The sequence below is a fragment of the Thioclava dalianensis genome, assembly GCF_000715505.1.
Taxonomy (GTDB): domain Bacteria; phylum Pseudomonadota; class Alphaproteobacteria; order Rhodobacterales; family Rhodobacteraceae; genus Thioclava; species Thioclava dalianensis.
Genome location: NZ_JHEH01000020.1, coordinates 23939 through 35995, shown reverse-complemented (window position 1 = coordinate 35995; position 12057 = coordinate 23939). Strand labels below are relative to the sequence as shown.

The 12057-nt window shown below is 64.9% G+C and carries 11 protein-coding genes; 2 read left to right on the top strand and 9 right to left on the bottom strand.

From position 1 onward, the window contains the following. Positions 1-223: 223 nt before the first annotated feature. The 4 genes from scpB to DL1_RS14440 all read right to left on the bottom strand — a co-directional run bounded on the left by scpB (position 224) and on the right by DL1_RS14440 (position 4839). On the bottom strand, positions 224-790 hold the full coding sequence (scpB, locus tag DL1_RS14455) for an SMC-Scp complex subunit ScpB (RefSeq protein WP_038067722.1): 567 nt from the start codon (positions 788-790) through the stop codon (positions 224-226). A gap of 2 nt (positions 791-792) precedes the next feature. Beyond that, entirely contained in the window at positions 793-1677 is an 885-nt protein-coding gene (locus tag DL1_RS14450; RefSeq protein WP_051693580.1) for a DUF1403 family protein, read from the bottom strand. Between the two features lie 139 nt (positions 1678-1816). Continuing rightward, a complete protein-coding gene (locus DL1_RS14445) occupies positions 1817-3262 on the bottom strand; it encodes an aldehyde dehydrogenase (RefSeq protein ID WP_038067720.1) in 1446 nt (481 codons plus the stop codon). 38 nt (positions 3263-3300) lie between these two features. Then, positions 3301-4839: an aldehyde dehydrogenase gene (locus DL1_RS14440; RefSeq protein WP_245739658.1), complete on the bottom strand. Its 1539-nt coding sequence runs from the start codon at positions 4837-4839 to the stop codon at positions 3301-3303. Between the two features lie 113 nt (positions 4840-4952). Between DL1_RS14440 and DL1_RS20945 the strand changes: the two genes are divergently transcribed. Beyond that, the gene (locus tag DL1_RS20945; RefSeq protein WP_081856353.1) at positions 4953-5840 is read left to right on the top strand and encodes a helix-turn-helix transcriptional regulator; all 888 of its coding nucleotides are present in this window, start codon (positions 4953-4955) and stop codon (positions 5838-5840) included. Between the two features lie 149 nt (positions 5841-5989). Continuing rightward, the gene (gndA, locus tag DL1_RS14430; protein WP_038067718.1) at positions 5990-7399 is read left to right on the top strand and encodes an NADP-dependent phosphogluconate dehydrogenase; all 1410 of its coding nucleotides are present in this window, start codon (positions 5990-5992) and stop codon (positions 7397-7399) included. Positions 7400-7459: 60 nt separating this feature from the next. Here gndA and DL1_RS14425 read toward each other — a convergent pair whose 3' ends face one another. From DL1_RS14425 to DL1_RS14405, 5 genes are all read right to left on the bottom strand, one after another. Beyond that, positions 7460-8236, bottom strand: coding sequence for a sulfite exporter TauE/SafE family protein (locus tag DL1_RS14425; RefSeq protein WP_038067715.1), 777 nt, complete (start codon positions 8234-8236; stop codon positions 7460-7462). Positions 8237-8276: 40 nt separating this feature from the next. Next, positions 8277-9950: a bifunctional protein tyrosine phosphatase family protein/NAD(P)/FAD-dependent oxidoreductase gene (locus DL1_RS14420; protein ID WP_038067713.1), complete on the bottom strand. Its 1674-nt coding sequence runs from the start codon at positions 9948-9950 to the stop codon at positions 8277-8279. A 12-nt stretch (positions 9951-9962) separates the two neighbouring features. After that, the gene (locus DL1_RS14415) at positions 9963-10853 is read right to left on the bottom strand and encodes an MBL fold metallo-hydrolase (protein ID WP_038067711.1); all 891 of its coding nucleotides are present in this window, start codon (positions 10851-10853) and stop codon (positions 9963-9965) included. 147 nt (positions 10854-11000) lie between these two features. Then, positions 11001-11210, bottom strand: a complete 210-nt coding sequence (locus DL1_RS14410; protein WP_038067708.1) for a YgaP family membrane protein — start codon at positions 11208-11210, stop codon at positions 11001-11003. Between the two features lie 101 nt (positions 11211-11311). Continuing rightward, positions 11312-11983 (bottom strand): Crp/Fnr family transcriptional regulator, encoded by a 672-nt coding sequence (locus tag DL1_RS14405; protein WP_038067707.1) that lies wholly within the window; start codon positions 11981-11983, stop codon positions 11312-11314. Positions 11984-12057: the final 74 nt, after the last annotated feature.

Sequence of the window (12057 nt, the reverse complement as noted above, 5' to 3'; positions counted from 1 at the left end):
CCCGATGAGATGCTTCGGCGGAAGCAGCTCGAGAATGACACCGCACGGCTGAAGCGCAGATCGCGCCATGTTGGTCGTGGGCATTTGGGTCATCGCAAGTTTCTGGGTTGAAGTGTCAAAACTCCCCATCGTTTGCCGCCCGGGGCTACACCTTTGACGGCACCGGCATTACACCCTGTGCTCGGCCACAAAACCATCAACCAAGGGATCGGATTGCGTCGGCTCAGATAACCCCCGCATCTTCCAGACCTTCGCGGTCCGGCAGATCCTGCAAGCTCTCCAAGTCGAAGGCCGCAAGGAACAGGTCGGTGGTGACAAAGGTAAAGGGCGCGCCGCGCCGGGGCGATCTTGGACCGGTGGCGATCACGCCGCGCGCATGAAGGCGGCCCGTGAGGTCGCGGCTGATCTCCTTGCCGAAAATATCCTTGAGCTCCTCGCGGGTGATCGGCTGGTGATAGGCGATGGCGGCGAGCACGGCGATGTCGAATTCGCTCAGATCCAGAAGCTGATCGTCGATATCCGCCGCGGCGCGGATCGCTTCGGCATAGGCGGGTCGAGTGCGCAGCATCCAGCCCCCGGCCACCCGCGCGACCTCGAAGGCGCGGCCCTCCAGATCGGCTGCGAGATCGGCAATCAGCAGATCGACCGAGGCCGCGTGCCCCACCACCCGCGCCAGATCCTCGCGCGGCACCGGCGTGGCCGAGGCGAACAGCACCGCCTCAATCCGCCGCATCCACGTGCGCCAGCGCAGCTCGGGCGGGAGATCGTCCAACTCGCGGTCCAAAGCCATGCTCACACCCCGTAAAGGCGGAACGTGTCGCGCCCCGTCAGCTCGCGGATCGCACCGAGTTGCACGAGCCGGTCGCACAGTCTGCGCGCGGCGCGATCCGGCAAAGGCAGTGCTGCGGGTGCAAGCGCGTCCCGGCTGAGAAACAGCGCCACCGCCTGCGCCGCCCCTTTCGCGCGCAGCTTCGGCGCGACGGCCTGCAGATGCGAGACCCGCCGGGTCAGATCCGTGGCCTGTCGGGCCGCATCCAGCGCGGCTGCACTCAGCGCGCGGTGGCAGGCCAGATGCAGCTCGGCTCCGGTCAGCCGCAGATCGGCGCGCGTCAGGCCAAGGGCGAGCAGTGGCGTGAGATGCGCCCAGCCAAGCGCTTGAGCGAGCGCGGCATCGGCAAGGATCAACGCTGTCACCGTTGCCCGTGGCGCCTGCGCGCGCACGGTCTCGATCACGCAGGCAACCCGCGCCACCGGCGCCCCTTGCCCTGCCTCCAACCACTGCGCGAGCCCCTCTGGCGCGTGATCCGGCATCGCCCGATGCAGCGCTGCAACCGACACGGGTCGCTCAACCGCTTGCCGCCATGCCAGATAAATTTCGCCCGCAGGGCCCGGCAGATCGCCTGCCCGCAACAGGTTCACCGCGTCGCGCAGATCGGGGGCGCGCTCGGGCCGCCCCGAATGGGTCACGCAAGCCTCCGCGGCGCGCAACGCGAGGCGTTCGCGCAACAGGGCCTGCGGCACGGCCGCGTGGGTCGTCAGCACATGCAGATGGCTCAGCGCCGCGCCCGACAAGAACGCGGCCTCCTCAAGGCTCTCGGCCCGCCTGCGCGTGACCCATGCGGGCGGCGGCGGCAGGCTCGGGGCGGGTTCGGTGATGGTGAGACGGGGCGATGTCATGTCTGAAGGCTAACCCGTCGCGGCGCTTTTCTCTACAGAATTTCCACAAAACCGCCCCTAAATATGAACGGACATGCCTTGTCAAAAAGCGCGCCCCGAAGGGCGCGCTCGCGTCGCATTGCACAGGCCTGATCTCAGATCAGAACGGGTAATGCTGGTTCGGATCTTCGATGGTGATCCAGCGCAGATCGGTGAATTCCGCAATCGCCGCCTTGCCGCCGAAGCGGCCAAAGCCGGAATCGCCCACACCCCCGAACGGCATCTGCGGCTCGTCGCCAACGGTCGGGCCGTTGATATGGCAGATGCCGCTGTTGATCTGGTTGGCCGCCGCAATCGCACGTTGGATGTCTTGGCTGAACACCGCTGCGGACAGGCCATATTCGGTGTCATTGGCGGTGGCGATGGCCTCGGCATCCCCTTTCACGCGGATGATGGATTTTACCGGGCCGAAGCTTTCCTCGCGATAGATGCGCATCTCGGGCGTCACGCCGTCGAGCAGCGTGGCGGAATGGATCGCCCCGTCGCGCTCGCCGCCCGCGACCAGCTTGGCGCCTTTTCCGGTGGCATCGGCAATCAGCGCGTCCATCTTCTCGCCAGCCTCGACGCTGACCATCGCGCCCAGAACCACCTGACCGCGCGGGTTGCCATAGGGCAGTGCCGACGCGCGGGCCGCGAGTTTCTCGACAAAGGTGTCAGCGATGGACTCGTCGACGATCAGCCGCTCGGTCGACATGCAGATCTGGCCTTGGTTCATGAAGGCCCCGAAGATCGCGGCATTGACCGCGCCGTCGATATCGGCATCCGAGAGCACAACCAGCGGAGCCTTGCCGCCCAGTTCCAGCAGTACGGGCTTGAGGTTTTCGCCCGCCAGACGCCCGATGATCCGCCCCACCGCCGACGAGCCTGTGAAGTTGACATGGCGCACTTCGGGGGCCTCGATCAGGGCCTTGACGACATCGGGGGCATCTTTCGGCGCGTTGGAGACATAATTGACCACGCCTTCGGGCAGACCAGCCTCGACAAAGCAATCCACGATTATCCGGTGGGTTTTCGGGCAGGCCTCTGCGCCTTTGAAGATCACGGTATTGCCGCAGGCCAGCGGCATCGCCAAGGCGCGCGTGCCAAGGATCACCGGGGCGTTCCACGGTGCGATGCCAAGGCAGACGCCTTTGGGGCGTGCCACACCCATGGCCAGCGTGCCGGGCTTGTTCGAGGGGATCACCTCGCCGCCGATCTGCGTGGTCAGCGCGGCGGCTTCACGGATGACACCGGCGGCCAGCATGACGTTGAACCCGGCCCAGGGGCCCGTCGAGCCGGTCTCTGCGATCATCGTTGCGATGAACGCATCGGCTTTCGAGTCCATCACATCGGCGGCTTTGTTGAGCAGCGCGCGGCGTGCGCCGGGCCCCATTGCGGCCCATGCGGGGAATGCATCGGAGGCCGCTTTCACGATATTGGCGATATCTGCGACCTGGGCTGCAGCGGCGGTCGAGGCGACATCCCCTGTCACCGGATCGAGACGGTCGAAGGTTTGCCCCCCTGCGGCGGCGGTGTCCTTATTGTTGACGACGAACTGAACGGTCATGGCTTTCTCTCCTCAGAGTTGGTGACGATCGGCGGCGCTCAAGGCTTTGAGCCCGCCATTGGTTGTGAGAAACTATGCGGGGCGTCGGCGGCTTTGCGGGTCGTGATCCAGCGCAGCTCGGTGAACTCATCGATGCAGCTCTCGCCGCCGAAGCGTCCGTAGCCGCTGGATTTCAAACCGCCGAAGGGCATCGCGGGGTCATCGGCCACCGTTGCCCCGTTGATATGGCAAATACCGGTTTCCAGCTGGTCCGCGACCGCCCGGGCCGCCACCTCATCCGCGCTGAACACCGCCGAAGACAGCCCGTATTCGCAATCATTGGCGATGGTCACGGCCTCTTCCACCGACCCGACCCGGTAGATCCCCAAAAGCGGCCCGAAGCACTCTTCCGAGGCGATCCGCATCATTGGTGAGACGTGATCCACGATGGTCGCATCCATGAACTGGGCCCGCGCAGGCCCGCCCGAGCGCAGCACCGCGCCCTTGCCCAGAGCGTCCTCGATCAGGGCAGAGAGACGGACGGCGATGGAGGGTGTGGCCAAAGGCCCGACGCGCACGCCCTCGCTGCGCGGATCGCCCGCGACAAGCCCCTGCGCGCGGGCGGCAAGGGCAGACACGAACCGATCCGCGATGGCGTGATCGATGATGATCCGGTCGGTCGCCATGCAGATTTGGCCGGAGTTGAGAAACCCGCCCAGCAGGGCCGCCTCGACCGCGTGATCGATATTGGCGTCGGGCAGGACGATGAACGGGGATTTGCCGCCCAACTCCAGCAGGCAGCGTTTGAGATGGCGCGCGGCGATCCCCGCCACGATCCGGCCCACGCGGGTCGATCCGGTGAAATTGACCCGGCGGATCGTGGGATGCGCGATCAGGGTTTCGACGACCTCTTCGGAATGCTCGGGCGCGTTGGTCAGAATGCTCAGCACGCCGGGCGGCAGACCCGCCTCGTGCAGCAGCTCGCCGATCAGCACATGGGTCACCGGGCACAGCTCGGAGGCCTTGAAGATCACCGTATTGCCAAAGGCCAGCGGGAACGCAATCGCGCGCAGCCCAAGTGCCACCGGAGCGTTCCACGGGGCGATGGCCAGACAGACCCCCGCGGGCACGCGCACGGCCTCGGAGCCCGCTCGCGTCCCGGCCTGTGCGCGCGTGTCGAAAGCCTCTGCCAGATCCGCCGTGGCGCGTAGCATGTCGGTGGCGATGCGCAGGTTGAAGGTGATCCATTCGGGTGTGGCGCCGACCTCTTTCGTCATGCTCGCCAAAAACCGGTCCGCGTAGCGGGGTGCGAGCGCGGCGGCCCGGCGCAGCACCTGTGCGCGGGCCCGGCCCGACAGGCGCGCCCAGGCCTCGAAGCTGGCGGCCGCGATGGCCGCCATCGCCTCGGCATCCGCCGCGCGACCTGCAGGGGCGACGGAGGCCACTTGCTCGCTTGAGGGATCAAGCCGCGTGAAGGTTGCCCCGCTCTCGGCCGCGACTTGCGTGCCGTTGACGAACATGCCGACATCAAGCCGGTCATTGCACGGATCGTGAGTGGTCTGGGCGCCTGATACGGTCGCCTGAACGGTCTTGGCCACGTGGTCCTCCCCTGCCCTCTCGGCAGCCCGGGCCCACTATCACCGCTTTTCTCTCGAATAAAAATGTCGGTATATGGGTTAGTTTTGACGATTTATGGGAATTTTTGGGTTCAATGGGCCAGGAAACGGTGACATCGATGCTGCGCGTCGAGCGGATCGAGCCCAGCATTCGAACGCGCATCTACGAGATCGGCAAAGGCGCGTTCGAAAGGTTCGGCCTCATTGCCGTGCTGCGCCGGGGTCAGGCCCGGCTGGTGCTGAGCGAGAGCGATATGACTGTCGGGGCGCATTCGGTCCTGCTGCTGCCGCACACCACGCCTGCGCGCCTCGAGGTGCCGGCGGGCACCGATCTGTGGCTGATTGGCTTTGCGCGCCGGTTGCAGCCGCTGGTGACCGGGGCGGGGCCGGAAAGCCTGCCGCTTGATCAATTGCTGAACCGGGTGTCGCTGACCCCGCCGAACCGGGCGCAGGTCGAGGCAAGCATCCTGCCCCTATTGCCGCTTTTGGTCGATGAGATCACCGATCCGGAAAAACGCTCGCAGATGGCGGGCACGGCGATCTTGCGGCTGATGCTGATCGCCATCGGTCGGATGCTGCACCGCCAAGAGATCGAGGACAGCGCGAGCGACAACCAGATCCTGCTGCGCTTTCGGCAACTCGTGGAGTTGGGCTATCACACGCGCAAAAGCGTCGCGGAGTATTGCGACGCGTTGAGCCTCACCTATGACCGGTTGCACGATATCTGCCAGCGCAGCCTTAACCGGCCGCCCTTGGAGCTGATCCATCAAAGGGTTCTGCTGGACGCCTCGACCTGGCTCAGCCGAACCGATGAGAGCATCCAGTCCATCGCGGAGCGGCTGGGATTTGACGACCCCTCCAAGTTCTCGCATTTCTTCAAGCGGGCGACGGGCATGTCGCCCAGCCAGTATCGCAAGAGCACCCGGCTTGAGGCAGCGTTGCAGACCCAAAGCCGCCTCAAGACGTTTTCCGACTGGCCCTGAGCAACAGGGCGGTCCCTCCGAGCATTTGCAAATCCCGTCGTTTTGGGGCAATCGAGACGGGCGGGGCGCGGGCAAGATCCCCCTCGATCAAATTAGACGATCACGCGGGCTGCTTCAGGCCTGCGTCTTACATCCGGGAGAACTGCTTCGTGTCACACGCGCAAATCGGCCTGATCGGCCTTGGAACCATGGGCGGCATGCTCGCGCTCAACATCGCGGAAAAAGGCTTTGACATCGCGGTGTTCAACCGCACCACCAAGGTGACACGCAGCTTCCACGAAACTGCAGGCGCGCTTGCCCCAAAAATCACACCCTGCGAAAGCCTGGAGGCGCTGGTGCAGGCGATTGCCAAGCCCCGCGCGATCATCCTGATGGTGCCCGCGGGTGAGCCGGTGGATGAGCAGATTGCAGCGCTGCGGCCCTATCTCGATGCCGATGATCTGATCATCGATGCGGGCAACGCGAATTTCCACGACACCGAGCGCCGCGCCGCAGAGGCGGAAAAGCAAGGCCCGCGTTTTCTGGGCAGCGGCGTGTCGGGCGGCGAAGAGGGGGCGCGCCACGGGCCTGCCATCATGGGCGGCGGCGCGCGGTCGGATTGGGACCGCGTGGCCCCGATCCTCAACGCGATTGCGGCGCAGTTCGAAGGCACGCCCTGCGCGGGTTTCATGGGCAAGGGCGGTTCTGGCCATTTCGTCAAAGCGGTCCATAACGGCATCGAATATGCCGATATGCAGATGATCGCCGAGACCTATGGCGTGATGCGCGACGGCATGAAGCTGGGCGCTACGGAATGCGGCGAGATCTTTGCGAAATGGGATGAGGGGGTGCTGAAATCCTACCTCATCGAGATTTCCGGCAAGGTCGCGCGCACCGCCGATCCCGAAACCGGCGCGCCGATGCTCGACATCATTCTGGACCGCGCGGGCCAGAAGGGCACGGGCCGCTGGACCGCCATCGAGGCGCAGCATCTGGCCGCCCCGATCCCGGTGATCGAAGCGGCTGTGATGGCGCGCAACCTCTCGTCACGGCTGGAGGCGCGCGCCGAGGGTGAGGATCTGTTCGGCACCGGCCCCGAGGCACTGCCCGACGGCGCGCTGAGCGCCGAGGATCTGGAACATGCGATGATCGCGGGCAAGATCTTGTGCTACGCGCAGGGGTTTGAGCTGCTGCGCGCGGCCAATGCGCCTTTCGACTGGGCGCTGCCGCTCCCCGAGATCGCGCTGGTCTGGCGCGACGGCTGCATCATTCGCTCGGCGATGCTGGATGACATGGCAAGCGCGCTGTCGGATGCGCCGGACCGCAACCTGATGTTCGCGCCCTTCTTTGCCGATCTGCTCAAGGCCCATCACGGCGCGCTGCGCAAGGTGGTGAGCACGGCGGTCGCGCATGGGCTGGCCGTGCCCGCACTGTCGATGGCGTTGAGCTATTTCGACACGATGCGCACCGCGCGCGGCACCGCCAATATGATCCAAGGCCAACGCGATTTCTTCGGCGCGCACGGGTTTGAGCGCACCGACCGCGAGGGCAAGGATTTCCACGGCCCCTGGGCTATGTAACGCGGCAGGGGCACGCATCGCGATCCGCGGCGCGCGCCCCCTCCCCCCGGCTGGCTCGGCCTAGAAGGCCGCCCAGCTTTGCCACAGCATATAGGCGGCCACGACGAAGATCAGGACGGCGAAGACCGTGGTGAGCGTTCCTTGCCCTGCCAGCCGCCCCGCCAGCCGTGTCCCGGCCAACCCGCCCACGATACCGCCTGCGATGAAGACCACGGCGATCCCCCAAGCGACCAGCCCCGAGACAGCGTAATTCAGCGCGGTCGTCAGCCCGAAGGCCGTGACGGCCACAAGGCTCGTGCCCACCGCGTTGATCATCGGCATATGGGTCGAGGCCATCAGCCCCGGCACGATCAGAAAGCCGCCGCCGATCCCGAAGAAGCCGGAAAACGTGCCGGTGCCAAGCCCGTAGCCCACGACCTGAACCGCGTTCTCGCGCGAACATTGCGCGCCCGGAATGCCTACGGCCTTGCGGTTTTTCAGCATGAGCCCCCCCACGACCAGCATCACCAGCGCAAAGAGAAACAACAGCTTGTTGCCATCGATCGCCTTGCCCAGCGTTGAGCCAAGAAGCGCGCCCAGAATCCCCGCCCCGGCATAGATCGCGCCGCAGCGCCATTTCACGGTATGGGCGCGGGCGTGATGGCTCAGGCTTGTGGCGGCACTGACCGCGACCGCGAGCGCGGAGGTGCCAATCGCCACATGCGGGTTGGCGACGCCCACGACATAGACCATCAGCGGCACGGCGAGGATCGATCCGCCGCCGCCCACCAGCCCCAGAGTAAGCCCAACAAGCCCGCCCGAAAGCGCGCCCAGACCATAGTGCAAGGTGTCATACATAGAACAATCGGTTCCTTTAAAAGATCGGGCCGCGACGGGTTTATTTCGGGCTCAGCGGTTCGGGATGGGCCAGCCACTCGCGGCCCCGCAGCATCGCTTTCCAGTAGATCGGCGGCAGCAGGGTCTCTTTGAGAAACCACGCCGCCCGTGTGGGTTTCGTGCCGTCGATCAGGGCTTTCGGGAAAGAGGGCTGAAGCGTGCCGCCATAGCCGAACTCTGCCAGCACGATCTTGCCGCGCTCGACGGTCAGCGGACAGGAGCCATAGCCGTTATATTGCGACACCGGCCCCCGGCCCTTGATATCGGCGATGACGTTATCGGCAACGGTCGGGGCCTGTTTGCGCGCGGCGGCGGCGGTCTTGGCGTTGGGTGCATTCATCACATCGCCCAGCGACCAGATATTGTCATAGCTCTTGTGGCGCAGCGTGGCCTGATCGACATCGACCCAACCTGCCGCGTCCGCCAGCGGCGAGACCCGGATGAAGTCGGGCGCGCATTGCGGGGGGCAGACATGGATCATGTCGAACTCCACGGTGACGCGCCGGGTCTCGGTTTCGGGCTGTTTCACCTCGAAGGTTGCCGTCTTGGCCGGGCCGTCAATGGCCACGAGGTTATGGAAGAAATTCAGCGTAGCATCGTATTTGCGCACATATTCCATCAAGGCGGGGACGTAATCCTTGACGCCGAAGAGCACACCGCCCGCGTTCATGAACTCGATATTGATGTCCTTGAGCACGCCGCGGCGGCCCCACGCATCGCCCGACAGATACATCGCCTTTTGCGGCGCGCCCGCGCATTTGATCGGCATTGCGGGCTGGGTAAAAATCGCCCGTCCCCCGGTCATCTCGCGCACGAGCTGCCATGTATAGGGCGCAAGGTCATAGCGGTAATTCGAGGTGACTCCATTGCGGCCCAGCGTCTGCTCCAGCCCTTCGATCTGGCCCCAATCAAGCTTGAGCCCCGGGCACACGATCAGGCGCTTGTATTTTACCACCCGGCAACCATCGAGGATGATCGCATTTTGCGCAGGCTCAAAGGCAGCCACCGCGCCCTTGATCCAATGCACGCCTCTGGGGATCAGGCTGCCCATGGTTTTCGCGGTCTGCTCCGGGCGAAACACACCGCCCCCCACCAGCGTCCAGCCGGGCTGATAGTAATGCACATCCGCCGGGTCGATGATCGCGATTTCCAGATCCGACTGGCGCGCCTTGAGGCTTGCCGCGACCGCGATCCCGGCCGCACCAGCCCCCACGATCACCACCGCGAATGTGGCATCCGCGATATCGGTCGGCGTATGCCCGCCATTGGCGATCCGGCGCGCGACCCCGCTCATGTCCTTGCCCGCCGCTTTGGTGGCGGCGAGGATCTCGGTAACGGGCCGGGTGCCCGCCTCCGAGAGCGACCAGAGCGTGGCCGAGCGGGTGCCCGTGCGGCAATAGGCCAGCACTGGCCCGGGCAGCCGCATCAGCAAATCGGAAAACGCCTCTGCATCGGCATCGCTCACCATGCCTGCGGTGATCGGCTGATAGGCGGGTTCGACCCCCGCCGCGCGGGCGGCCTCTTCGATCTCCGCGAAACTAGGCTGGTCGGCCCCCTCGCCATCGGGCCGGTTGCAGATCACAGATCGATACCCCGCCTGCGCGATGGCTTCGAGATCCGCCGGAGCAATCTGCGGGCTGACACTCAGCCTTGCGTCAATGCGTTTGATATCCATCTGCGCGCTCCTTCAAAGGCTGTTCAACGGGACTTTCAAAAAGCGCTTGCCGCTGTCATCGGCGGGGGGCAGATCGCCGCCGCGCATATTCACCTGAAGCGACGGGATGATGAGGCGCGGCATGTCCAGCTGCGCATCGCGCTCGGTGCGGAACTTGACGAAATCCTCTTTGGTCTTCCCGGCGCCGACATGGATGTTGTGCTCTTTCTGCTCGCGCACCGAGGTCTCCCAGCGGATGTCGCGGCCATTGGGCGCGTAGTCGTGGCACATGAACAGCCGTGTATCGTCGGGCAGCGCCAGCACTTTCTGGATCGAGTCGTAAAGCACACCGGCATCGCCGCCCGGGAAGTCGGCCCGCGCCGAGCCGCCATCGGGCATGAAAAGCGTATCGCCCACAAATCCCGCATCGCCCATCACATGGGTCATGCAGGCGGGGGTGTGGCCGGGCGTGTGGATCGCGACACAATCGAGCGTGCCGACCTTGTAGCGGTCGCCATCTTCGAAAAGACGGTCGAATTGCGAGCCGTCGCGCTGAAATTCGGTGCCTTCATTGAAGACCTTGCCGAAGGTCTCCTGCACCGTGGTGATATGGCGCCCGATACCCAGCTTGCCGCCGAGCGCTGCCTGAATATAGGGCGCGGCGGAGAGGTGATCGGCATGCACATGGGTCTCGATCAACCATTCAAGCGTGAGGCCATGATCCTTGACGAAGGCAATCAGATCATCTGCATGGTCATAGGAGATACGCCCGGCCGCGTAATCGATATCCATCACGCTGTCGACAATGGCGCAGGCCGTGGAGGCCGGATCTTTCACGACATAGGAAATCGTATTGGTCGCCGGATCGAAGAACCCCGTGACCTCGGGTTTCTGGCTGTGGTCGGTGGCGTAGGTCTCGCGCATGGCGGGCTCCTTTCCTGTATTCATCCGTTGGTGCGGCGCGGTTTGGTCCCGTCGCGCGCGTCGTCTCCTCGACATTATACCGCGCGCCCGGCCGCGACGGTGACAATATCACTGAACCGGGTTTGCTGCGCTTGGACGCGCCGGGGCTTAGCAGCTGCGGCAGGTCTTGAGGCCGAACAGGCTGTAGAGCGGGCAGCGCCCGGCCAGCGCGGTCACGAGGAAAATCGCGGCCACCCCGAGTGCGAGCCAATGCAGCGCGCCACTTGCAGCCAAGGCCGAACCAAAGGCCGCCCAAATCAACGCGACCGCGGCCAAGATGCGCCCTGCGCGATCATAAAGTCCCATATTCGGTGTCATGTCATGCTCCCTAGGTGGCGTCGATTGAGACACCTTCTCGCATGACTTGGGCCAAAGCCTCGGTGACTTGGTCACCAAAGGCGCAAGCCGTGACGCGCGGCTCAGGCCAGCCGCACCATGCGCTCCAGCCCCGCCCGTCCGATCAGCGACAGCTTGCCGCGCGATTGCTCGATCCAGCCGCGCCGCTGGAACTCGGCCAGCGTGCGCGAGATCACCTCGCGCGCGGTGCCCAACTCGCTTGCAAGGATCGCATGGGTGGCGACCACGGTGCCGGTTTCATCCGCAAGTTCGAGCAGGCGGGTGGCCAGACGGACATCCATACGCTGGAACACGATGTCATCGATCAGCGTGAAAAGATCGGTGATCCGGCGCGAATAGGCGGTGAAGACGAAGGTGCGAAACACCGCCGAGCGCGCGACCAATGCGTCAAAGGTCTTGCGCGGGATCGCCACGGCCCGCACATCGGTCTCGGCGATGCCATCGGCTGCGTAATCCTCGAAGGACAGCATGCAGGCCGTCGTCAGCACGCAGCTTTCGCCCGCATGGACCCGGTAGAGAAAGACCTCGCGGCCCGTGTCGGATTTCTGTTGAACCCGGACCGAGCCCTCCAACAGCAAAAGCAGGTTATCGGCGGATTGGCCGGGCGCGAAAATCTGGGTGCCCGCTGGCGCGGACAGGATCTGGCTGCCTTGGGTGAGATCTGCGCGGATATCGGGGGGAAGCCGCTTGAGACCCTCAAAGCGGTCGATCCAATCGATGTCAAACGGTTCCATGCAAATCCCCTCCTCAGTCGCGCGTCATCGCTATCGTGCCGACCTTTTCATCCGCGCGCCAGCAGGCTTCGCGC